Here is a 22,219-nt window from a genome sequence, read left to right as displayed (position 1 = left end):
CGGCGGCAGCGCCGCCGAGCGCAGCCTGCGGCAGCGGCTACAAAAGCCGCCCCCGTCGCATCAAGGCTGGTATCCCTGCCCCAGCAACCAGCCGCGCACGGCCTTGTCCTGTTCGGCGTTCAACCCCGCCAGCACCTGTTGCGCCGGCTCGTGGTGCAGGCGGCGCAGCAGTGGCGCCAGTTCCACCCCTTGCACATGCCAGATCCCCAGCGGCTGGTCCGGGGCGATCACCACCTCGGCTTCGTCCACCAGGCCGTCGCGCAATACCGGGGCGCGTTCGATGCGCAGGGCAGCAAAATCCGCCACGCGGTGCGCCGGTTCATGGTCCGGCCACTGTCGGCGCACCTGCCAGAACGGTTGATCGGCCCAGCGCTGCTCGTCGGCGTAAAAGTCCCGGCCGATGCGGGCAAAACGCAGGAACAGCTGCTCCACCCGCTGGCGGTGGAAGCGCTGGGCCAGGGCCGCGCGTTCGGGCCGTTGCAACAGCGTGTTGATCACCGCCGGCGCCTGCAACGCCGAAGACAGCGACTGGAAGATGCCGTTGCCCGACAACGGGTCCACGGCCATGGCCGCGTCGCCCACGCGAATCCAATTTTCCCCGCATACCTGCGGGCAAAGGATCGCCGTGCTGCTGCGCGCATGCAGCTGCAGATCGTGCTCCGGCGCGGCGCCGAAAAACTCCCGCGCCAGCACCGAGCCCTGGCGCCGCTGGCGGCAATAGTCGAGCAACTGCGCCTTGCCCGGCAACGCGGCGCTGGCCACGTCCAGCGTCAGTTGCCAGTAACACTGGCCGTCGGCCTGGCGCGCCATCCAGGCCCAGCCATCCTCAAGGCTGTGCACGGCGCTGGCGGTGCTGCCCGGCGCGCCCTGCCAGCGGTTGAGCAGGCTGAGCGTTTCCGGGCCTCGCAGGCCTTTGCCCAGTTCTTTACTCAATGCAGGCGCCTGGCGCCCCCGAGCCTCCACCAGAAAATCGGCGCAGCGCTCGGCCTGCCCCTCGATCCGCAGCCGATGGCCGCTCGCCGTCGACCGCACCTCCAGCACCCGGCCTTCGATCAGTTCGACCCCGACCTCGCGCAAATCCTCACGCAGGCCGCGATCGAAGCGCGGACGATCCAGCAGGTATTCGACGTTCTGCGCATGGGCCTGGCCGTTCCACGCCACCTGGCGCTGCGAGGCCTGCAACGCCGTCTCCAGCGAACGCCCCAGGCCGACGCCGCGCAAGGCCTCGAGCACCCGCAGCGACACCCCTTCGAGCGCCGGGAAGCGCCGCCATTCGCTGACCAGCGCCACCTCATGGCCCAGGCGCCGCAAGCCCAGGGCCACCGCGGCCCCGGCCGGGCCGGCGCCGAGCACCAGGATCGGCCTCATGCCCAGCCGCGCCGTTCGGGGCCGTGGTAACGGGCATGGGTTTGCAGCCACTGGACCACCTGCGGGTTGTCGGCGTCGCGGTGTTCGCCGAGATAGCGGGCGATATGCCCGCTCAAAGCCGCGCAGCCCAGGCTGGCGCCGGACTGGCCGGGATGGCTGCCCTGCACGCAGGCGGCGAAGTCGGCCTGCTGGCTGTCCAGCCACGACCATTCGCCGGGGGTGCAACGGGCATCGCCGGTAACCCGCAGCACGCCCGGATAACGCGCCGGGTATACGCCCTCGCCCTGGGCCGGCGTCGAGGCGCACAACAGCACGCCGCGCGCCAGGGCGGCCGCGCAGGCTTCGCGCAACAGGCTGCGGTCCTGGCGCAACCCCAGGCTGAGGTTGACCAGCCGCACCTGCTGGCTCACCAGCCAGTCCAGGGCGCTGGCGATCTGCAAGGCGCTGGTCACCCCGCGCTGGTCGAACACCTGGGCCACGCAGAAACGCGCCCCGGGCGCCCGCTCGCCGATCGCCTCGATGATCGCGCTGCCGTGGCCGAGCGGGTCGTCGCGCAAGTCGCCTTCGCCCACGCCGCCCTCGACCAGGTAGAAACGCCGCCCGGCCACCACCCGCGGGCGTTGCCCGGGCGCATGCCCGCTGTCGATCACACCGATCCGCAGTTCAGGCTTCATGGATCACCTTCGAGGATTGCAACACGCCGTCCACCAGCTCGAAGCGCAGGTCGGCGTCGGCCAGGGTCGAGGGCCGATGGCTGATCAGGATCCGCGTGCGCCCGGCGAACAGCCGGTCGATCGCCTCGATGACTTCGCGCTCGGTGCTTTCGTCCACCGCCGAGGTGGCTTCGTCCAGCACCAGGATCAGCGGGTCCTGGAGCAGCGCGCGGGCAATCGCGATGCGTTGTTTCTGGCCGCCGGACAGCTGCTGGCCGCGCTCGCCCAATGGGCTGTCCAGGCCTTCGGGCAGCGACTCGATCAGGCTGTCCAGTTGCGCCAGGCGCGCCACCTCGGCCACCGCCGCGCGCGGGGCGTCGGGCACGCTGTAGGCCAGGTTGTCGGCCAGGCTACCGCGAAACAGCACAATGTCCTGGCTGACCACGGCGATGCGCCGGCGCAGCTCGAACAGGTCGAGCTGGCGCAGGTCGATACCGTCCAGCAGCACCTGCCCGGCCTGCGGGTCGTGATGGCGTTGCAGCAGGTCGATCAAGGTCGACTTGCCGACCCCGGAACCGCCCGCCAGGGCCACCTTCAGGCCATAGGGAATGCGCGCCTCGATGCCGCGCAGGGTGCTCGGTCGCCCCGGATGGCTGAAGTGCAGGTCACGGAAATACAGCTCGCCGCCGCTGGGCATCGGCAGCGGTTGCGCCGGCGTGGTCACGCTCGGCTGCTCGCCGCGCAGCTCCATGACCCGGCCCAGGCTGACGGTCATGCGCTGGATCGCCACGTACAGCCCCAGCAGGCTCTGCACCGGGCCCACGGCCATGCCCAGGTAAGTGGAAAAGGCGATCAGCGCGCCCAGCTGCCAGGTGCCCTGCACCACCCAATAGCCGCCGATCAGGAACGCGCAGGCGCGCGACAGCGAAGTCAGGGTGCCGGGCACCGCCTGGGTGAAGAACTCCGTGACCTGCAGGCGCAGCAACTGGCTCATGTAGCCCTGCCCCAGCTGCTCCAGGCGCCGCGCTTCGCGCTGTTGCTGGCCGGCGCTCTGGATGAACTTCATCACCGGCAGGGTCTCGACCATGAACGACGATATGTCCGCCGAGCGCTCGCGCAGTTGCCGCACGTCGCGCTCGACCTTGCGCCGCATCCAGCGCAGCCAGAGCACGTCCAGCGGAATCAGCAACAACGCCAGCAGCGACAGCTGCCAGGACAGGGTCACCAGCAGCGCCACGGCCACCACCAGGCCAATCACGCTGGACACCGCGGAGAACAGCGAGTCGACGGCAAAGCGCTGGATCTCCGCGACGTCGCCATCGAGCCGCGACATCAGGTCGCCGATCCGCCGCTGGCCGTAGAAGCCCGGCGACAGGCGCTGCAAATGCCGGTACAGGTCGTCGCGCAGGGCGAACAGGATCCGCCCCGACAGGCGCGTATGCAGGTAGCGGTTGATGCCCGACAGCGCGGTGCCCAGCAGCCCGGCAAGCATCATCAGCCCGGCGATCCACGCCAGCATCGGGAAGTTGCGCGCCAGCAGGCCGTCGTCGATCAGCAGCTTGATCAGCCACGGCTGCACCAGCACCAGCAACGAGGCGCAGACCGACAGCGCCAGCAACCCGGCGATGGCCAGGCGCTGCGGGCGGACAAACCCGTACAGCCAGCGCAGGGCCGCTTGCAGGGCCACGGGGTCGGGGCTGTCCACCAGCCGGCTGAGCAGGCGCGCCATCAATTGCGCAACTGCTTGAGCTTGCGGTACAGCGTCGCGCGGCTGATGCCCAGGGCATCGGCGGCGGCGGAGACATTGCCCTGGTGGCTGTCCAGCGCCTGGCGGATCAGCTCCAGCTGGTTCTCGCGGATGCTGCCGCTGGCCGGGCGCTCGCTGGCGTTGAGGTCGTCGAGCATGCTGTCGGGCAAATGCTCCAGGCCCAGGGCCGCGTCATCCGTCTCGCGCATCGCCAGCGCCGTGCGCAGGACCATCTCCAGCTGGCGGATATTGCCCGGCCAGTGATAGCCGGCCAGCAGCCGTCGCAGGTCCTCGACCAGGGCCACGCCGGGGCTGCCAAGCTTGGCCAGCAGCACGTCCAGCAGCGCGTCGAAGTCCTCGCGCTCGCGCAACGCCGGGAGCATCACGCTGATGCCGTTGACGCGGTAGAACAGGTCCTCGCGAAACTGCTTGTCGGCCACCTGCTGCTTGAGGTCGCGGTGGGTCGCGCAGATCAGCGCGACGTCGATGTCCTGCTCTTCGCCGGCGCCCAGCGGCGCCACCTTGCGGTCCTGCAACACCCGCAGCAGGCGTGCCTGCAAGGCCAGCGGCATATCGCCGATTTCATCGAGGAACAGCGTGCCGCCGTGGGCCTGTTGCAGGCGGCCGATCATGCCGCCACGGCGCGAGCCGGTGAAGGCGCCCTCGCGATAACCGAACAGCTCCGACTCGATCAGGCCCTCGGGGATCGCCGCGCAGTTGACCGCGACAAAGGGCTTGCCGACGCGACTGCCGGCCATGTGCAGGGCGCGGGCAACGACTTCCTTGCCGGTGCCGGTTTCCCCCAGCAGTAATACCGGCAAGGCATTGGCCAGGCCCTGCCGGGCCATGCGCAGGGCGCGGGCATAACGGCTGTTGCTGCCGGCCAGGGTGTCCAGTTGCGGGTCGCGCGGCGCAGGGTTCGCGGCGCTTTTCGGCGTGCCGCGTGGCACGCTGCTGACATTGATCGAGCGTTGCGGCGCGCGCAGGGTCTTGTAGAAAAACTCGCCCTTGGCGGTTTGCAGGCTGCCGATGCCGCCTTGTTGCAAGCGGCTGAGCAATTGCACGCCATCCACGCCGAGAAATTCCTCGCAGCGCCGCCCCACCAGCGCCGAACGCTCGGCGTGCAACAGCTGGCAGGCCTGGGCGCTGACCGCCAGGATCTGCCCGCCGAGACTGACCGCGAGCAAGCCTTGCCACGGCGATTCGAGATACTGCCGGCGACTATGGAAGGCGAGGACGATCTGCTCGGGAAAGCTGTTGTGGAACACCCGGCTCTCGATCTGGCTGACCGCCATGCTCAGCAGCGCGGTGCTGTCGTGGACGCGGCCGAGCGGGCCTTCGCGGGTCAGGTCGAGCACGCCGAGGATCTCGCCCTGGGGGCAATGGATGGGCACCGAGGTGCAGGAGAAATGGCTCAGGCGATCCAGGTAATGTTCGCCGCAGTCGATCAGGGTGGTGCGTGCTTCCACCAGCGCCGTACCCAGGGCATTGGTGCCACGGGTGGCTTCGCTCCAGCAGGCGCCGAGGGTGATGTCCTGCACGCCGCTGCCCTTGAGCCGGTCGGCGCGGCCTTCGACCGCCAGGATGGTGGCGTCGGCATTGGCCAGGATGATCAGGCCATCCTTGCCCTGGCGCTCGGCCAGGTAGTCGATGGCCGGTACCGCCGCGTCGAGCAGCAGGCGGTTGCTCGCCAGCAGCATCTCGAGGCTGGCGCCGGACTCCAGGGTCAGTTCCGGCTGGCCGTTGAAATGCACGCCATGGCTGAGGCTGCGCCGCCACGAGGCGTCGATTTCGGCACGCAATACGCCATCGGGGACTTCGCCTTCCAGATGGAGCTTTCTGCGGGCCAGCCCCGCTTGGTCCTGCTGCTTGCCCGTTGTTTTTATAAGAGTCATCAAGCGCTCCGAATCGGTCCGCCCGGTACCTCCCCGGTCCATTCCCTGGATTGCGAGGGGCACGCAAGCCATGGGCAATGTCTACACCCGGTTCAGAAGGCAGTAAAGGGAAGTTTGGCCCATGGCCGGCCCTGCCCTTGCACAAGCAAAACCTGCGCCACGGCAAACTGCGCCGGAGCATCTTGACGTTAACGTAAAGCGGATGGCAAGTGCCGTATGGCGCAAAAAAGACGCCCACGTTATCGCCCATTGCAGGCAATCGAGCACCGCCCAGCCACCCCACAAATGCTGCTATTTCCGTAGGAGCGAGGCTTGCCCGCGAAGCGATCTCACAACCACAGCAATCAGAACTTCCAGACCGAGGCTACAGATGCATTCGCCGAGACAGGCGCACCTGACAGGTCACTGCTACTTTGCTTTGCAGGCAGGCCGAAATACACACGATTTATTGGTGCCAACCTACAATTTTGCCAATCACCCATAGGAGAGCAGCAAAGCCCAGAAGCCCGATAACGCTCCACTGCAACACGGCCAGCTTTCGTTTAAATGGCGCGGGAAAATTGTTCAAATCCTCGGCACTCAACTCCCCCCTTTTGAGATAAAAACCGGGAAACGTCACGATCCCGGAGATCCCCCCAATCAGCAACAGCTTCCCCCAGGGACCGCCGTGTTTTAACGGAGCGCGGGCCATGATGGCGGAACAGTTTTTCAAGTGGTCCAAGAGCTCATCCAGCTTGGTATAAGCCATGTGCAACGCGACACCGATCCAGACAAATGCACCGAGAATCACGACTCCGCCCAGATACCCGAAAACGATCTCAGGGGTACTCATTTGTGGCTCTCGTAAACAACCTCAAACAACACCCAGCTTGACCACTGCCGCAAGGCCCGTCATGACCACTATCAGCCCTAGCGCACTCCACTGCAGCACGACCAACTTGCGCTTAAGCGCCGCAGGAAAACCCAGCAAGTCCTCGGTACTGACCCAGCCACGCTTAAGGTAAAAATGGGGAAAGGTCACAAAACCGGAAATACTCCCGACCAGAATCAGTTTCCCCCACGGACCTCCGTGCCTGAGCGTGGTCAGCGTGCTGAGCACAGCACTGTTCTTCAGATGATCCAACATCAAATCCATCTTGGTGTAGGCCATGTGCAAGCAGATACCAAGCACAATAAATATCCCTGCAAAATCGATAAGGCCGACCACCAGAAATATTTTGTCCGCCGTATTCAGGCTCATTTGACCGCCTCATAAATTTTCTCGGCCATTGCTTCCCCGGCAGAGTTACCAACGACACCAGCCGTAAAAGAAGCACTTCCTACAACCACGACACTACAAGCCAACGAGGCTAAGCCAGCAGTTGGAACACCCAGTGCGACGCACAGTGTTCCGACAATAGGCGTCGTTAAAAAGGCTCCGACGATGGCGCCTCCTCCGACCCCACCGACAAAGTTACCGGTCTCAGTGAATCTGACTTTCTCGCATGCCTCGGTGTTACCCGCTGCACACACATCTTGAACCTTCATGTAGGAAGCTCCACCGCCAAGAGCCGTACCGATCCAGCCGCCATATTTGACGATTTTAGCCGCCTTGGCCACTCCCTCGATGTGCGTGGCATAACCTGGGATCTGCTCCGCAGCCCCGGCCTTGGTCCAACGGTGAACCAGACTGCGGCTGGAGATCCCCAGGGCACTTTTCAAGTTCGGATGATCAGGGAAGCCAATGCCTTTTCGGGTCATGGAGGTTAGTCGGGTATTGAGCTGTGCCAGCAGTTTTTTACGTTCAGCAAAGAACTCCGGCGACCGCAGGTGGCCGTCTTTCTGGAACGTGCGCTGATGCAACGCTTCGATATCACGCAGCGTGGTTTTGACGTCTTCCAGGTTCTTGGCAAACATCGCTTCACCGATGCCGATAGCCGTCGAACCCTGTGCCAGAAAGTTTTCGATTTCGTCTCGGTGCCTGGCCATGAAGTTCGCTTCTTCCGCGCTAAGCGGTTTGAGGGCGTCATTGGTCTTGGCTGCGGCCTCCATCAGCAACCCTTCTTCGCGAGTACATTGCAGGTTGCCGGGATCGCTGAGCACGATCATCGAGCCCGCTTTAACGTCGCTCAGGCCGGGGTTCAGCGACTCAAATTTGCTCATCACGGCTGGGTTGCGAGAAGTGAACAGCACCGACTCAAGCTGTTCACGGCTCATGCTTTTAGGCACGACGTAAAAGCCCGGCTCTTGCTGTTGAGGTTTTACGACAGGTTCGGTATCAGGCAACGCGGGCTTGTTTTCTTCTTGCAGGCGATGATCCAGGGAACTCGCCGTCCAGCCCTTTCCGGTGATGTGTGAATACTTGCCGAAGGTGTCGCCGCTCAAAGGGCTGAACGGGTCATTCGAGACCAGCAACCAATCGCCCCGTTCTACGCTCACCAGGATTTTGCACAGATCATCGCTCGATAGATGGCCATGCGAACTGCCGTGGGCATAAAGCAAATCATCCAGCCCGTCGATTCTGTTGCCGTACCGCCCGAGGGCCTGTTGAACTTCGAACCGGGCAAAAAATGGCGACTCGATGCTGTTGAAACCAACTCCTTCACGCTCGCGGTCTTGCCGACGAATAAGGCGCAGCCACATACCCCCCTCCTCCCTGATAAACGACGCGTCCAAGCAAGCCGTTGAGCGTGTTGGCGCTATTGATAAGGCGGGGGGATGGTGCTGGCCGTCATCTGTCGGCTCAAGCGAATAGAGCACTTGAACAGGGTAAAACCGTGTATTTCAGGAGAGTCCTACAAGCGTGCCTGAACTTGTCTGACGCTAGAGCCGGATCAAGGTCTGAGATGGCGTATTGGTCGCCTACTCTGTTGTTACGTTCAGTCATTGAGTCGGGATTGCGCTCATGAAGGCGCCTCATTACTCTGCGTCGGTCGCTGCAAAATCAGCGGCCGGGTGTAGGAGCCCGGGAATCGCACCGTGCACGAGCGCCCAGCTTTTTCTGGGTGCTTTTTTGCTGCCATCCAGCTTGTAGGAGGGTCTGGAGGTAGCCCTCTATTGCATGGAGCTACATCAATGAACGGATATATCCCGCTTCACAGCACTGCCACCGAGCATCCTGTCCTGCTGATCGATTCCAGCGCCTCGCTGGTGGACTTGTTGGTCTGCGCCGACCGGCGCGTTCGCGCCATTCACAAACTGATGAACAGCCTGTCTTGCATGACCGCGCGTACAGCGGATGAAAGTGATTTGTTCCAGATCGCCGATATCGCCTCGCTGCTGCTGAGCGATGGCGTGGCCTTGCTGGATGTGGCGCAAGGCAAGGCGCTGCAAGGCTAACGTCAGCGCTGCGCGATCACCGCATTCCCCCTGAACCGTTCGGTTCGGGGGAGCCCGGAGGCTGGGCGTTATCGTTGACATCCATCGCGGGCAAGCCTCGCTCCTACAGACGATGGCGCTTCTGTAGCGAGCTTGCTCGCGATTGCGGTCTTGCTACCGAACTAGAAAGCCCAGCGCAGCCCCAGCGAGAACTCGCTTGAGACCAGGTTGGCCTTCATCTTCTCGTCCTGCAGGCCGCGGGCATTCGGGAAGTTGTTCCAGCCACTTTCGGTGTCGCCCATGTCGACGTAGCGGTAGCCGAGGTCCAGCGCCAGGCGATCGGTCACGTCGTAGGCAACGCCCGCGCCGACGGACCAGGCCAGGTTGGTCTGGGTCGCCGAGCCGTACTGGCGCGACTCGTTACCCTGCCAGCCCTTGGACTCGAGCTGGGCCAGGCCCAGCCCGGCGGAACCGTAGAGCGACAGCTTCTCGGTCACACGGAAGTCCCGATAGGCGTTGAGCATCACGCGCCTGGACTCGATGTGGTGCTCGTTGAGGCTGGTGGGGAAGGTAGTCGAGCCGCTGGTGAATGTGTCCTTTTGCGGCAGGGACAACTCGCCCTCCACGCGCCAGCCATTGCCGAACCGGTAACCGACCCCGATCGAGCCGGTCATGTCCTTCTGACTGTCGTCGCCAGACACGAATGCACCAATACCGGGACGTGCGCTGGCATCCATGTTGCGGGCTTTGCGCTCGGCGCTGATCACCCGAGCGACCCCGTAATAACCCTCTGCTTCGGCCGGAGCGGCCGAAGCCAACGAGGTGTAAACCGCAGGAGCGAGCAGCAACACAGCGGAGATTCTTGTAAGAGTCTTCATGCCAAGTTTTATCTCTAATGTTTAAGGGAAAGCGATACAGCCTTGATCCAGCGGCGCAGTTACCCGCGGCTATCGACCGCCGCCGCACCGTTGGAAATGATCACCTCGACCCGACGGTTCAACTGGCGGGACTGCGCCGAGGCGTCATCGGCCACCGGGTATTCCTTGCCGTAGCCCTGGGTCTTGATGCGGGTCATGTCCACGCCCAGGCGTTCCAGGGCAAAGGCCACGCTTTCGGCTCGGCGCTCGGAGAGTTTCTGGTTGAAGGCATCGCTGCCCACGCTGTCGGTGAAGCCTTCGATGCGCACCTTGCGCTCGGGGTTGTTGAGCAGGAAGTCAGCCAGTTGCTGGACGTTGCGCTGGTTGCCGGGCTTGAGGCTGGCCTTGCCGGTATCGAACAGCACGTCGCCGAAGGTGACCACTTCACCACGTGGCGTCTGCTTGGCTTTCATCGCCTGCAGGGCCTTGAGCTGTTGGGTACGCACATCCAGCTGCACCTGGGTGCGCTGCACATCGATGGTGCTCAAGCCGGCCTCTGCCTTGCGCCCGAGAATGGTCTGCTCGGCCAGGGCGATTTTTTGCTTGGCCAGGTAGGCGTATTGGTCGATGTCGGGAGCACGACGATCCTGGATGGACAGCATGTCCGCCTTGCCCAGGGCGATAAAGGCATCCTGGGTTTCCAGGGCCGCCAGGGTGCTCGATTCAGGCTTGCTCTGCAGCTGCGAGTAGAGCTCGCGGGCCTCGACCAGTTGCGGGTTTTCCGGGGTCGCGGCGCAACCAGTCAAGACCAGCGCGAACGCGCACAGCGAAGGGAAGATCAACGAAGTTCGCATGGAAAATTCCTCAGTTGGAAAGCGTGGGGGCTGGCTTCAAACCAGAGTCGGGGGCCTGCAGCATTTCCTGCTTGAGGACCTGGATACCGGTCTGGGCGTCTTTCAGTTCTTTCTGCAGTTTCGCGGTGCGCGCCATGCGCTCGGCCAGCGCCGAATCCGCAGCGATCTGCTCGGCCAGGCCCTTGGCCTTGCCGAAGTCTTTTTCACCGAGCGCGCGGTCCATCAACATGGTCTTGTCTTGCGCGGTCTTCATCTGTACCGGCGCGTACTGGGTCGCCCCGGCGGATACCGCACGGCTCAGGGCATTGCGTGCCAGGGAAACCTGTTCATCAGGCGCCGGTACGCTGGCGCAGGCGCTGATCAATACCATGCCGGTGAGCAGGGAGGCCCAGAAAATGGCTCGCCGACGTGAATGCTTAGTACTCATAAAGTTCTCCAGATGTTCTCTGCCAACTAATGCTTGCAGCCCTCTTCACCCAAGTGAGAGGCAATGGAAATCCACAAGCGCATTGCCCACTGGCAATGCACAGCTGCTACTCATGATTTATTGAGCCGGTGGAGCGATGTCGCTCATCGGCACGCTCAGCGAATCAGCGTCTGACCCATCGGCCAGCGCTGGAGAGCTGTACCCCATCTTGCGTGACCACCCAGGCAAACAACCGAGGCAATGGCCTGAGTTGCTGTATGAAATTTCCGAAGGCGTCAGTCCTCGTCCACCTCACGCTCATTGAGCGGCTGCGCCGGACGATGGTTGTCGGGAAACAATTGGCGGATCTTCTGGATCTGCGCCTTTGACAGCTCGATGGGTTGCTCGAACAAAACCCACTGCACCCCTTCTGTGCAGGGAGGCGTGGTCAGCGAACCCTTGTAGAAGACATGGTGGCTGGCAGCGGGCACCAGTGAGCCGAGATCAGGCGCGTCCTTTGCCTTCAGGGTCAGGGTTTTTCCTTCAGCGTCAGGAAGTTGCTCCCACAACGCGGCCAGCTCCCGGTTCCTTTTCCCTTCCTTGGCCAGCAGGCCGATAACCAGCAAGCGGCCGTCCTGGTCTCGGTTCACCAGGTGCATCTCGAGCGGATAAGACAGGCCATCGATCTGGTGTTCGCTGGGCGTATGAAAATGGAACTGCCTCAAGCGGTATGCCGTGCCCTTGAACGTCACGATTTCTTTATCGATGACATTGGCCTGGATGGTGTGGCCATTGTTGACGACCTTGAGGGCAGCCGCTCCATAGTCAATTTTCAGATCCGAGGAGTGACCTTCAAGGGGTCGAAGCTTTTTCAGTTCGACATTGATGGGCGACTGTTGGGTGCCTTGAGCACAGAGTTGGCTGCCAAACCTGTCCCAGTGCGCGGGGCCATGATCGCCCTGGTAAGCCCAATCGGCCGCGGTCGCGGACAGGCTGGAGAGCGACAGGCACAGAGGGCCGAACAGATAAAAAGGACGAATAAACACGTTCAGGGTGCCTCATCAACGTTTGATAACTGGATAGGTTCGGCTGACACGAATCTACAGGCGCATCCCCTTGCGCCCATGCCGACGGCTCACTGACGGTTCATGGAGCAATTGGCCTGTGGGACGGGTCAGGCTCGAACGGGCGCGCGCAACCAGGGCAGCGCTGTGAGACTGGCCCACTGGGCCGGTGGATCGATGATGCTCATCAGCAGGCTCAGCGAGCTGGCGTCCGGGGTGCCGGCCAGGCAGGCACGAACCGGCTGCTCCGGGCTGTGCAGCATCAGCTCCAGCGATGGCTCCGGGCTGTCGTAGAACAGCGCATGGCAGATGTGCGGGCGGGCGCGGCAGAACTGCCGCATGTCGATGCCATAGGGCAACGCCAGGGCCTTGTTGGCGATCAGCAGATCGAACGACGGCTGCGGGCCGCTGGTCAGCAATGCCAGTTCATCGAAGGTGCGGATCGGTGCGATGCGGTAGTAATCGAGGCGATTGAGCAGCTTTTCGATATGCAGCAACTGCTCGTGGCGCTCATCGGCAATCAGGATGCGCAAGGCTTTGTTGGTCATGCGCGCTGGCTCCGCTGTTGCCCGCCCTCGAGCCAGCGCAGCAGGTCGCCGCTGCTCATGGGCCTGGCGTACCAATACCCTTGCCCTTGGGTGCAGCCCATGCTCAGCAGGTGCTGGCGTTGCTCGTCGGTCTCGATACCCTCCACCACTACCGCCATGTCCAGGGCTTCACCCAGGGCCAGGGTGCTGCTGACCACCGCATGGCAACGCGGCTCTTGGGTCAGCGCCTGGACGAAACCGGCGTCCAGCTTGATTTCATTGAAGGGCAATTGAAGCAAACGCTGGAGTGAAGAAAAGCCGGTTCCGAAATCGTCGATCGACAATCGGCAACCCATCATCCGCAAACGATATAGACACTCCAGGCTGGTCTCCGGCGCTTGCAGCAGGCCACTCTCGGTCAGCTCGAAGGTCAGGCTCGAGCCCCGCGCGCCGTACTCATTGAGCAAACCGCGGATTTGTGAGGCAAGAGTGCCGTTGGACAGTTGCCCGGCGTGCAGGTTGAACGCGAAATTCAGGTCATGCCCCAACGCCCGTAATTGCTGTTGCAATGCGAGCCCCTGGTGCAGCTGCTGATTTAGCAGCTCATCGAGCAAGTCGTAACGCTCCAGGACCGGCAGGAAACAAGCGGGAGACAGTACCTTGCCAGAGGCATGCCGCCAGCGCGCCAGCACTTCGACCCCGGTGATGTCCCCCGTCTCCAGGATGAATTTCGGTTGAAAAAAAGCGCACAGCTCATGAGCCGCCAGGGCCTCGCGCACTTGAGTCTCATCCGGAAAGACTTCCGGTGGTTCGGGCGGGGTTGCGATACGCGGCACAGCGCAGTGCTTTTTTAGCAAGCGCTCCAGGGTTTCGTAGTGCAGCGGCTTGCCGATATCGCCGAGCAGTTCCAGGTTCAACAGGGAAATGATCTGCCGCACCGTGCGCCGTAGATCGGCGGACAGCGAGCTGCTGATGATTACCGAACCCACCAGCCCCGAATGGCCGACCGCCTGCAAGAACTCCAGGCCGTCCATGCCATCCATGCGCAGGTCGCACAGGGCGATGTCCACCGGGCCGACCTCGTTCAATACCGCCAGCGCCTGCGCGCCGTCCGCGGCCTGGAACACCTGCGTGCAGCCCATCTGCTGCAACATGCTCACGGCAATGGCGCGCTGGAACGAGTGATCTTCAAGGACGATGACACGCAAAGTAGAAACAGGCATTGGGACCCACCCACGAAAAGAGCTGTAGCTCATGTTGCGTCAGTGCCCCAGGAAACAACCGAGGTAACGTCCTCCGTTGCTGTATGAAATTTCCCAAGCAATGCCAGCCGGATAAACCGCAGCGCCGCGCGCTAAAAACCCCAGGCAAAAAAAAAGCCCAGCCAAGGCTGGGCAAAGGAGGGAACACCTTTTACCAGAGGTAGCGATAACCGAGCGTCACGCCCCATGGCTGTTCAATGTCATTGCCCTTGGCGAACTCGGCATCGAGGGAAAGCTTGCTGCGTTCGCTGACTTGCAGGATCCCGCCAAAACCCAATTCGGCACGATTACCCGGCAACTCGGACTTGAGCTTGTGGCCGTTGACCCTGACATGGCTGTCGCCAGCATGCTCGGCGATATAGGAGGCCTTGACATAAGGCTGGGCCTGCATGCCATTGCCCAGTTCCAGGCTGCGGCCGAACAGCGAGCCAACACGGCTTTGCAATGAATCCATGGCCGCCGAGTCGACCCGCAGACCATTGCTCGCGGTGTATTTCGCGGCCGTGGTACGGGTGGCGCTGAGCTCGACCTGCGGCTCGACGAACCAACCATCCTTGAGCTTGATGTGCTTGCCCACTTCCACATCGACACCGTAGCCGTTGGCGCTGTAGGAGCCCTTGACCGCGTTGCCCAGGTTGGTCGGCAGCTTGAGGTCGTTGTCGAAACGGCTGTACTTGAGGACGCTGTCGACGTACACACCGTTGTCATTCAGGTAGGTGGCATAGGCCCCCAGCATCCGGCTGTCGATCTGCCCGGACGCGCCTTCGCCGAAGTTCAGCTCGGACTTGGCGGTACCGAGCATGCCGCCGACGTAGACCTTGCCGCTGGATAGCGCAATGGCCTTGTCCGCGCCGATCTCGACCCCGGTGTTGTTCTGGCTGAAGGCCCGGCTGGAATGCTCGGCGATGTTGTAGCGGCTGCCGATGGCCCGCGTCCAGACGCCGCCCTCATCCTTGCCCAGGCGCAGTTCGCCCAGGCGTTTGACCAGGGTATTCATCTGCGCATTCCACAACGTGGCGGCCGCAGTCTGTGAGGCGATGGCGGCATTGGCCCCCGCCGACAGATGCTCCGGGGCCGGGTCTACTGGAATGACAGGTGGATCAACTGGGTCGACTGGCGGATCAATCGGATCAACTGGAGGATCAACCGGGTCGACTGGAGGATCCACCGGGGGCACGCCCGCGGTGTTCACCAGGTACCAGTCATTCGCCCGCTGCTCCAGGGTGTAGCGGAACGCGCCGGCGTCCACATGCCCGCCATACAGGCTGAAGCCCCCCGCGCCGCCGTTGCCATCCACCAGCATCAGCTTGCCGTTGGCCGCCGCCGGCTCATGGCCGGAATCTTCCACCACCAGGGTATGGGCGCCTTCGATCGAACCGCCGACCTTGATCAGGTCGCCCTGCTCGCTGGCCAGGTCGCTGTTCATCATGAAGGTGCCGTTGCCGGTAAGGTCGCCGTCGATGGCCAGCACGCTGTGCGCAGGACCGCTGAAGCGCACCTGCCCTTGATCGAGGTTCAACTGCCCGACCTGCGAACTGCCGGTCATGTCCCAGGCGCTTTGATTCAAGGTCAGCACATTCAAGCCATGGGCCGTGCCAGTCAGGCTGGAGCCATCGTCCAGCAGCAGTTGCGAATTGCGCGCATTGGCCTGGATGGCGCCGCTCAGGCTCGACTGGCTGGCCGTGATCAGCACGTCCTCACTGTCGAGCACGCGGCCATCGGCGAGGGTCCGTTGATCCACCGACAACAGGGTGTCCGCGCTCAGGGTCGAGCCGCTCAGGTCGATCCGCGCACTGCCGCCCTGGACGCTGATGGCACGGCCATTGGCGACCTGCAACTGGGTGTTCTTCAGCTCGAAGGTGTTGCTGACGCCAGCGCTGGCCAATGACTGCAAGCCGATACTGTCGGCGCCAGCGGCCGCGATGTTCAGATTATCCAGGCGCAAGGTCCCGCCGTTATTGGCCTGGGCCGCCCGCGCCTCGCTACCGCTGAGGGTGATCGATGAGTCGGCGGCTGTGATGGTCGAGCCGGAATAGGCCGCCAGGCCGATCGCCGTCTGCTCGCTGCTCAGGTCGATGTTCTCGAGCGTGATTTGCGAACGGTCGCTGGCAAAGGCGCCAACGCTGTTGGCCCCGACCTGCAGCGACAGATTGCGCGCCTCGATGGCCGAAACGTTGCCGGCATAGAGCGCATAGGCCTGGCGCCCTTGGGTGTGCACGCGGCCACCGTCGAGGCTGGCCTTGCCGCCCAGTTGGGTAAAGACGCCAATGGCGTTGTCGCCCTGGGTGTCGATGCTGAGGTTGTTGGCCTGCAACTGGCTGTCGGCGTCAGGTACCCAGACACCATAGGCGTTGGCCCCAGTGGTGACGATCTGCGCATCCCTGAGTGTCGCCGTGGCATTGCGGTTGACGTTGACGCCAATGGCGTTGTCACCCGCGGTATGGATGCTCGTATTGTCGACTGTACCGAGTGCGCGCTGACTGGCATTTGATCCAAGCAGATAGATACCGTGTGCGTTGTCGCCGGAAGTCTGCAGCGTGCTTGCACGGATATTGATCACGCCATCATCGAGCAAATTGATGGCCGAGGAAAATTGCCCGCTGGTGTCGATGGCCACCCGATCGAGTTGAACTTGCGCGCCGCGCTGCAGATTCAAGGCAAAGGCGTTGTCGCCACGAGTATTGATCCGTGAATCACTCAACTCCCCCGTGTTATTTGCCCCGGCAAAGCTCATGCCATGACTTAAATTGCCAAGGGTAGTGAAGCTGGAACCTCTAACAAGCAAATCTGTGCCGGCGCCAGATAACACCACACCATGGCTGAATTGCCCATCGGTCGTAACGGTACTGTCATTGATCAACACACCAAGGTTACTGCCAGCAAGGCTGATACCTGGTCGGCTATCTTCTGCGCTATTGATGACCACACCGTCAAAGCTCAAATCCGGTTGAGCTGCTGATGCCGTACTTTGGCCCAGTGCAAATAGAACCAGGCTGGCTGACAAGGAAAGTAGAAAACCAGGTGCATACAACATGAGGGTCCCTTCCATAATTATTAGAGCGCAGGAAAGACAACTCTCTAGTAAATGAAAGATCACCCGTATCGGGAGTTTCCCAGTGCAATGTAGGAAAATTCCCACGCATGCATTCAGTTAAAAAAACTTAGTCAACTTCGTGCACAGCAATGCTTGGGAAATTTCCTACAGCTGCTTGCGATCCACCCTGCTCCACGTTCTGGCATGCACACTTAAATTAGCAATCGCTTCCTGGCAATTCGCAAGCAAGCAAATCGTTTGGCCTGAGAGTTCGAAGCTTTGCGCTTGAAACCCACGCCAAAGTGAAAGAAATTTAATTGTATTAGGACTTAATAAATGAAAAGAATTATTGGTGTAGGTTTGCTGTCTGTTGCGGCATTGTCGTCAGTCAACGCTCACGCGGCGAAAGCCGAGTTGAAGGTGATCGGTACCATCACCCCGGCTGCATGCGTTCCCAACTTCGCCGGCGGAGCGACTATCGACTACGGCAATATTCCAGCGGGTACCCTTAATAAAACCTCCAAAACAGATCTTCCAGTGAAGACAACCACCATTAATATCACTTGCGATGCTCCCACGACTTTCTATCTGAAACCGGCGGATGAACGTGCTGCGACCGTAGCCACAGGCGTGTTACCTACCGGCACAACAGCTATTGCAGTCTACGGTCTGGGAGCCGCCCCTGGAGGGGCCAATATCGGCGCTTACGCCGTGCAAATCACTGGCGGCGTCGCAGACACCGGCATCACATCGCGAACCCAAAGCATTGACGGTGGGACTACCTGGGGCATCTGGAATGGTCGTTTTAGTAACACCGGGACCCAACTCATTGGGTTTACTAACGGAGCCAATGCCAACCCCGCCCCTCACACGACCATTACCGCGGACATCTCCGTAATTACGGCTATTGCTCCAGCCGATACCCTTCCTCTGACCAACGACATCATCCTTGATGGTCTGACCACCGTTGAAGTTGTTTACCCATAACGCTCGAACTTAATGGCTTCGTTTAGAGACGGTCCCAACTCCGGGGACCGTTTCATCTGTAATGTCGCTAGAACCATTGACAACGCAGCCTCACGAAAAAGCACATCAACTTTAATCCCAAGCGAGAAAGCCCAACTTAACTTCAAGTATGGAACCATACGATCATGCTTCTAAAACCCCATCGCCACAGACTTACTATTGCTACATTTATTGCGTTCACCTTTGTTCTCCTGGCTCCCCACGCCGCATATTCTGCCGGCATGATTCCGGAAACTTCAGTTATCATCCTTAATGAAGAAGTGGGTGAAGCAACGATCAATATCAAGAACTCCGACAACTCACCCGCTCTTCTGTATAGCTCTATCGAAAACTTAGAAGATGACCAAGAAAACCTTGTTGTCCTCACCCCACCCGTAGCACGTGTTGAGCCGGGAGAAACTCAAGCTGTTCGATTTCTATTAAATTCACCCACTCCACTCAAGGTACAACGCCTGCGTCGAGTCACCTTTGAAGGAATTCTGCCAAAGGATAAATCGCCAGGTGCCAGGATTGGCATGAATGTCCGGCAAAATCTGCCTGTGATTATCAACCCTAAAGGGTTGGAAAAAGATCGTGAGCCCTGGCTTCACCTGAAGTGGTCCGTTCAAGGTAAAAACCTGACGGTCGAAAACCCCAGCGCCTATGTAGTGAGGCTCGGGCAATCGGTAAATGTATTGCCTTCCAACTCGCTAGTAAATTTACCAAAACTCTATGTACTGCCTGGTGAAAAAATAACTATTGCGCTGCCCAATGAAATAGCTGGAGCAACAGCTATCAAACTTTATCCTGCGACGGTTTATGGGTTCGCCGTGGAAAGTTACGAAGCACCGCTTTCAAAATAAGCCTCTCACTCATACCTCATGACATAAAACCACCAGTACAGGCGTGCCTTGTTACTGCCTATATGCATGGATTTTTTTCAATATGACCAAGCTTTCGAATCGAAACTTCCATGCATATGGAAACCATACTTTGCGCACACTCTCAATTCTGATAAGTGTCTTTGCAATCACACCGCTGCGGGCAGAGCCAGCTGACTCTGCACTCGTTTCACAAGATAAGAAGACGGCCTCCATTTCTTTCGATCTGGATATGCTCAAAGGACGCGGCATCGACCCCAAACTTGCCGCCTACTTTGCTGAAGCACCTCGTTTCCGTGAAGGCTCGCATGTAGTCACTCTGTTTGTTAACGGAGAGCGTAAAGGACAGGCGAACGCGTTATTTGATTCACAAGGCGAATTGATATTCGATAAACCCCTGCTCGACAAAGCTCAGTTGATTTCCCCTGCCGCGGCTTTTCGCCGCCCGAAAGACTCACCGGACTCGGAAACCTACGACTTTATTAAGGCTTTCCCCAACACAGTCGTGCAGTTGCAACCTGGAAAAGAAGAAGTTCATCTCATTGTTCCTACCGAGACATTGAGGCCTCATGCACTGGACGTTGGCCAGTACGACAGTGGCGGTACAGCGGCGCTGCTCAACTATAACTTGATAGGGGTCAATAGTGAGTTCTCAAGCGGGTCCAGTGAGTTTCGCTCGGTAGATACGGTGGCGGGTTTTAATGCCGGCGACTGGATTTTTCGCAGCCGGCAAACCTATACATCTCAAAATAACAAAGGCCGGGTTGAACACCTTTATGCCTATGGACAGAAGACATTCGCTGAAATCAGCTCGATTGTTCAAGGTGGACAGATCAACATCACCAATTCAATTTTTGCGGGTGATCCAATTACCGGTGTACAAGTTGTGCCAGAGGCAGGTCTGCACCAGGCCTCGCAAGGAAGTGGTGCAACAGTGGAAGGCATCGCCTACTCCACTGCACGGGTAGAAGTGCGACAGAACAATGCGTTGATTCATACTTCAGTAGTCCCTGCTGGCCCCTTCAGCCTGACCAATCTGCAGTTACTCAGCAGTAATAGCGACCTCGACGTTACCGTGATCGAGGCAGATGGCTCCAGGCAGACTTTCTCCATTCCTGCGGCAAGCCTTGGCGGTGGTACTCTGGGATCCACACCAGGTTATTCCTTTGCCGCGGGCCAATATCGTCCCTATGGCGACATCGATAACAAAAAACCGACTTTGCTGACAGGAACCGGCACTTGGCAGCTAGACAGCAAGACAAACCTCACTGCAGGTTTGATGGGGGCCTCGGACTATCAGGCTGCGGGCTGGGCGACTGATCATGCCTTAACACCAGACACCACCCTGGGTTTACGTCAGGTCGTTTCTAGCGCGAATGAAGAAAATGCTCGAGGCACCCAGGTTAGTGCTTCTCTCAACACTCTGGTTAACGACAAGTTGTCGTTGAGTTTTAGTGCCACTCAAAACACAGAAGGCTATCGCGACCTGGTTGATACGACCTATCCCGATGAGTCTGACTGGCTCAAGTCGCGGTACCGCAATCAATACACGGCCTCCATGGGATGGACCAATAAGAAGCTGGGCGGATTTCGCCTCTCACATTCCTATTCAACCCTCTTCGATGATACTTCCACCCAACGCCTTGTCGGCTCTTGGTCGAAGAATTTCAAGCACGCAAATGTGTCCTTGAACGTGCAAAAGAGCATGGGGGATAGAGGCCCTTACGACACGGGAGACTCTATTTACCTCTCGGTGAGCATGCCTATTGGTGGGCGGACCGTAAGAACTTATGTCAATTCGGATAACAACAGCACACGAACTGGTGCAAGCTATAACGAACAAGTAAATGACACATTTGGTTATCGGTTACAAGCCGAGCGAGACATGTCTGATCGGGAAACTGATATGTCAGTAATGACCAATATCCTTCCACGCTATACACAGGCGACCTTGGGTTACTCCCGCAGCGGTAAAGATTCGACTACTTACAACGGTAGTCTGAGCGGTGGCATCGTTGCTCATAATGATGGTGTTACCTTCACCCCTTATGCCGTTGACGATACATTCAGTATTTTGTCCGTAGGTGATATAGCAGGCGTCAAGATTTCCACGCCGCAAGGCCCTGTATGGACAGATTATTCGGGTAAAGCCGTTGCACCCAGCCTTCAGGCTTATAGCAACAACCGCTTGGAGATTGCCCCTAGCAGCCTGCCTCGCAATGTCGACATCATCAACGGATTTAAAGAAGTCCAAACCGGTCGTGGAGCAGTCAAACGAGTAGATTTCGGCGTCATATCCAGCCGTCGAGTTCTTATGACCGCCAAAGATCTCAACGGCCAACCGCTGGAAAAAGGGCTTATAGTGCTTGATAGCCAGAAACAATACCTTTCCACCGTGGTGGGTAATGGCCAGATCTTTTTGTCAAACGTAGAGCCTGGAACCCAACTAGTTGTTTCCCTGGCTAACGGTAAAAGCTGCTCATTGAACTATAAGCTTGCGGAGAAAGCGGATACATCTACTTACTTCGAAGCTGTCGACGCGCTTTGCGCGCCTATTTAACAGGTGATAAAAATGTTCAAATTTTTTATAAAATCAGAAGCCCGAGCAGAAGCCACACTCGGCAAACTTCCAGCAGCACTTTTCATTTTCACGGCTATGGGTTTAAGCTCTCACACCATAGCAAGCTCTGAAAATGATTGCGCGCTTCAAATCAGCCAACCATTAATTAATTATGGCCAGGTTAATCGTACTCAATTATCCCCAAGTGGATTACCAGTACGCAATGCGTTGCTCGGAAAAAACACTATTAGTCTTTCCGCTGTTTGTGACGGTAAATCCAATATGGCTTTGTACTTCAGGGGGGAAGCCGCCAGCAGCGATAGCTACCGCTTCGCCCGCACTGGCGCCTTCACCTTGAAAATACTGAGCGCGCAGCTTGATGGGAAGTCTATTCGTATGCGCCCAACACAGACGGTTTCCGCCAACGCGAACGAGCAAAAGCTACGTCCGGGAGAAAGTGTCGCTCCTTACGATGGAATGCATACCCAGGCCGGTGAGCGCCTTAGTATCCTGATCGAAGTGGAGACTCATATAGATTCCGAAGCCGCGAGAGTTCGGACAGAAGAAGTATGGAGTGGTAGTGGCCAGTTTGAAGTGGAAACCTACTGATTAAACGCTACTCAACATAACGCCTCTGTTTTTTGAGGTGCGGCAGGAATGGCCGTTACTTGCCACCTCTCGCCGCCTGAAATGCTTGTCTTCATTACCGAAATATCACCAACCGCCCTCACAAGACGTATCAGGATTTCTGGTACTGCGTAGTAGTTGAAATACCCCATGACCCTTCGAGCAAGCCATGACCCACGATG

19 protein-coding genes are annotated in these 22,219 nt (G+C 59.6%); 5 read left to right on the top strand and 14 right to left on the bottom strand.

Annotated elements, in window-relative coordinates:
- Positions 1 to 60 precede the first annotated feature (60 nt).
- The 7 genes from BLV20_RS29055 to BLV20_RS29025 form a co-directional block, all read right to left on the bottom strand.
- A complete protein-coding gene (locus tag BLV20_RS29055) occupies positions 61 to 1,368 on the bottom strand; it encodes a flavin-dependent monooxygenase QhpG (RefSeq protein ID WP_092305811.1) in 1,308 nt (435 codons plus the stop codon).
- A complete protein-coding gene (locus BLV20_RS29050; protein ID WP_092305810.1) occupies positions 1,365 to 2,042 on the bottom strand; it encodes a subtilisin-like serine protease QhpE in 678 nt (225 codons plus the stop codon). Before BLV20_RS29050 ends, BLV20_RS29055 begins: the two co-directional genes overlap by 4 nt.
- Entirely contained in the window at positions 2,032 to 3,750 is a 1,719-nt protein-coding gene (locus BLV20_RS29045; RefSeq protein WP_092305809.1) for an ABC transporter ATP-binding protein, read from the bottom strand. Before BLV20_RS29045 ends, BLV20_RS29050 begins: the two co-directional genes overlap by 11 nt.
- Positions 3,750 to 5,663, bottom strand: coding sequence for a sigma-54-dependent Fis family transcriptional regulator (locus BLV20_RS29040; protein WP_092305808.1), 1,914 nt, complete (start codon positions 5,661 to 5,663; stop codon positions 3,750 to 3,752). Before BLV20_RS29040 ends, BLV20_RS29045 begins: the two co-directional genes overlap by 1 nt.
- Before the next feature lie 445 nt (positions 5,664 to 6,108).
- The gene (locus BLV20_RS29035) at positions 6,109 to 6,495 is read right to left on the bottom strand and encodes a hypothetical protein (RefSeq protein WP_092305807.1); all 387 of its coding nucleotides are present in this window, start codon (positions 6,493 to 6,495) and stop codon (positions 6,109 to 6,111) included.
- A 21-nt stretch (positions 6,496 to 6,516) separates the two neighbouring features.
- The gene (locus BLV20_RS29030; protein WP_092305806.1) at positions 6,517 to 6,903 is read right to left on the bottom strand and encodes a hypothetical protein; all 387 of its coding nucleotides are present in this window, start codon (positions 6,901 to 6,903) and stop codon (positions 6,517 to 6,519) included.
- On the bottom strand, positions 6,900 to 8,285 hold the full coding sequence (locus tag BLV20_RS29025) for a hypothetical protein (RefSeq protein WP_092305805.1): 1,386 nt from the start codon (positions 8,283 to 8,285) through the stop codon (positions 6,900 to 6,902). The genes BLV20_RS29030 and BLV20_RS29025 overlap by 4 nt, the downstream gene beginning before the upstream one ends.
- A 432-nt stretch (positions 8,286 to 8,717) precedes the next feature.
- Between BLV20_RS29025 and BLV20_RS29020 the strand changes: the two genes are divergently transcribed.
- Complete coding sequence (locus tag BLV20_RS29020; protein WP_092305804.1) at positions 8,718 to 8,981, top strand: hypothetical protein; 264 nt, start codon at positions 8,718 to 8,720, stop codon at positions 8,979 to 8,981.
- A 161-nt stretch (positions 8,982 to 9,142) separates the two neighbouring features.
- Here BLV20_RS29020 and BLV20_RS29015 read toward each other — a convergent pair whose 3' ends face one another.
- From BLV20_RS29015 to BLV20_RS28985, 7 genes are all read right to left on the bottom strand, one after another.
- Positions 9,143 to 9,838 carry an outer membrane protein gene (locus BLV20_RS29015; protein WP_092305803.1) on the bottom strand — a complete coding sequence of 232 codons (696 nt, stop codon included), beginning with the start codon at positions 9,836 to 9,838 and terminating at the stop codon, positions 9,143 to 9,145.
- 59 nt (positions 9,839 to 9,897) lie between these two features.
- The gene (locus tag BLV20_RS29010) at positions 9,898 to 10,671 is read right to left on the bottom strand and encodes an OmpA family protein (RefSeq protein WP_092305802.1); all 774 of its coding nucleotides are present in this window, start codon (positions 10,669 to 10,671) and stop codon (positions 9,898 to 9,900) included.
- 10 nt (positions 10,672 to 10,681) lie between these two features.
- A complete protein-coding gene (locus BLV20_RS29005) occupies positions 10,682 to 11,098 on the bottom strand; it encodes a DUF4398 domain-containing protein (protein ID WP_256577911.1) in 417 nt (138 codons plus the stop codon).
- 275 nt (positions 11,099 to 11,373) lie between these two features.
- Complete coding sequence (locus BLV20_RS29000) at positions 11,374 to 12,123, bottom strand: carbonic anhydrase (RefSeq protein ID WP_092305801.1); 750 nt, start codon at positions 12,121 to 12,123, stop codon at positions 11,374 to 11,376.
- 128 nt (positions 12,124 to 12,251) lie between these two features.
- Positions 12,252 to 12,689 (bottom strand): hypothetical protein, encoded by a 438-nt coding sequence (locus BLV20_RS28995; protein ID WP_092305800.1) that lies wholly within the window; start codon positions 12,687 to 12,689, stop codon positions 12,252 to 12,254.
- Positions 12,686 to 13,891, bottom strand: coding sequence for an EAL domain-containing response regulator (locus tag BLV20_RS28990; protein WP_092305799.1), 1,206 nt, complete (start codon positions 13,889 to 13,891; stop codon positions 12,686 to 12,688). The genes BLV20_RS28995 and BLV20_RS28990 overlap by 4 nt, the downstream gene beginning before the upstream one ends.
- Before the next feature lie 190 nt (positions 13,892 to 14,081).
- Positions 14,082 to 16,631 (bottom strand): autotransporter outer membrane beta-barrel domain-containing protein, encoded by a 2,550-nt coding sequence (locus BLV20_RS28985; protein WP_175540278.1) that lies wholly within the window; start codon positions 16,629 to 16,631, stop codon positions 14,082 to 14,084.
- Between the two features lie 669 nt (positions 16,632 to 17,300).
- Here BLV20_RS28985 and BLV20_RS28980 point away from each other — a divergent pair.
- From BLV20_RS28980 to BLV20_RS31235, 4 genes are all read left to right on the top strand, one after another.
- The gene (locus tag BLV20_RS28980) at positions 17,301 to 17,951 is read left to right on the top strand and encodes a DUF1120 domain-containing protein (protein ID WP_092305797.1); all 651 of its coding nucleotides are present in this window, start codon (positions 17,301 to 17,303) and stop codon (positions 17,949 to 17,951) included.
- 164 nt (positions 17,952 to 18,115) lie between these two features.
- On the top strand, positions 18,116 to 18,832 hold the full coding sequence (locus BLV20_RS28975; RefSeq protein ID WP_092305796.1) for a fimbria/pilus chaperone family protein: 717 nt from the start codon (positions 18,116 to 18,118) through the stop codon (positions 18,830 to 18,832).
- 82 nt (positions 18,833 to 18,914) lie between these two features.
- Positions 18,915 to 21,410: a fimbria/pilus outer membrane usher protein gene (locus BLV20_RS28970; RefSeq protein ID WP_092305795.1), complete on the top strand. Its 2,496-nt coding sequence runs from the start codon at positions 18,915 to 18,917 to the stop codon at positions 21,408 to 21,410.
- A gap of 12 nt (positions 21,411 to 21,422) precedes the next feature.
- On the top strand, positions 21,423 to 22,019 hold the full coding sequence (locus BLV20_RS31235; protein WP_139192763.1) for a DUF1120 domain-containing protein: 597 nt from the start codon (positions 21,423 to 21,425) through the stop codon (positions 22,017 to 22,019).
- The last annotated feature ends 200 nt before the right edge of the window (positions 22,020 to 22,219 follow it).

It is taken from the genome of Pseudomonas sp. NFIX28 (genome assembly GCF_900107395.1).
Classification (GTDB): Bacteria; Pseudomonadota; Gammaproteobacteria; order Pseudomonadales; family Pseudomonadaceae; genus Aquipseudomonas.
The sequence above is the reverse complement of the archived record's forward strand: the minus strand, read 5'-3'. Positions and strand labels throughout refer to the sequence as shown.

Excerpts from the sequence above, each read along its gene's own strand:
- BLV20_RS28970 (WP_092305795.1), top strand. The coding sequence starts at position 18,915 with ATGACCAAGCTTTCGAATCGAAACTTCCATGCATATGGAAACCATACT.
- BLV20_RS29025 (WP_092305805.1), bottom strand. The coding sequence starts at position 8,285 with ATGTGGCTGCGCCTTATTCGTCGGCAAGACCGCGAGCGTGAAGGAGTT.
- BLV20_RS28990 (WP_092305799.1), bottom strand. The coding sequence starts at position 13,891 with ATGCCTGTTTCTACTTTGCGTGTCATCGTCCTTGAAGATCACTCGTTC.
- BLV20_RS29050 (WP_092305810.1), bottom strand. The coding sequence starts at position 2,042 with ATGAAGCCTGAACTGCGGATCGGTGTGATCGACAGCGGGCATGCGCCC.
- BLV20_RS28980 (WP_092305797.1), top strand. The coding sequence starts at position 17,301 with ATGAAAAGAATTATTGGTGTAGGTTTGCTGTCTGTTGCGGCATTGTCG.
- BLV20_RS28975 (WP_092305796.1), top strand. The coding sequence starts at position 18,116 with ATGCTTCTAAAACCCCATCGCCACAGACTTACTATTGCTACATTTATT.
- BLV20_RS29055 (WP_092305811.1), bottom strand. The coding sequence starts at position 1,368 with ATGAGGCCGATCCTGGTGCTCGGCGCCGGCCCGGCCGGGGCCGCGGTG.
- BLV20_RS29045 (WP_092305809.1), bottom strand. The coding sequence starts at position 3,750 with ATGGCGCGCCTGCTCAGCCGGCTGGTGGACAGCCCCGACCCCGTGGCC.
- BLV20_RS29010 (WP_092305802.1), bottom strand. The coding sequence starts at position 10,671 with ATGCGAACTTCGTTGATCTTCCCTTCGCTGTGCGCGTTCGCGCTGGTC.
- BLV20_RS29015 (WP_092305803.1), bottom strand. The coding sequence starts at position 9,838 with ATGAAGACTCTTACAAGAATCTCCGCTGTGTTGCTGCTCGCTCCTGCG.
- BLV20_RS29035 (WP_092305807.1), bottom strand. The coding sequence starts at position 6,495 with ATGAGTACCCCTGAGATCGTTTTCGGGTATCTGGGCGGAGTCGTGATT.
- BLV20_RS29005 (WP_256577911.1), bottom strand. The coding sequence starts at position 11,098 with ATGAGTACTAAGCATTCACGTCGGCGAGCCATTTTCTGGGCCTCCCTG.
- BLV20_RS28995 (WP_092305800.1), bottom strand. The coding sequence starts at position 12,689 with ATGACCAACAAAGCCTTGCGCATCCTGATTGCCGATGAGCGCCACGAG.
- BLV20_RS29020 (WP_092305804.1), top strand. The coding sequence starts at position 8,718 with ATGAACGGATATATCCCGCTTCACAGCACTGCCACCGAGCATCCTGTC.
- BLV20_RS29030 (WP_092305806.1), bottom strand. The coding sequence starts at position 6,903 with ATGAGCCTGAATACGGCGGACAAAATATTTCTGGTGGTCGGCCTTATC.
- BLV20_RS31235 (WP_139192763.1), top strand. The coding sequence starts at position 21,423 with ATGTTCAAATTTTTTATAAAATCAGAAGCCCGAGCAGAAGCCACACTC.
- BLV20_RS29040 (WP_092305808.1), bottom strand. The coding sequence starts at position 5,663 with ATGACTCTTATAAAAACAACGGGCAAGCAGCAGGACCAAGCGGGGCTG.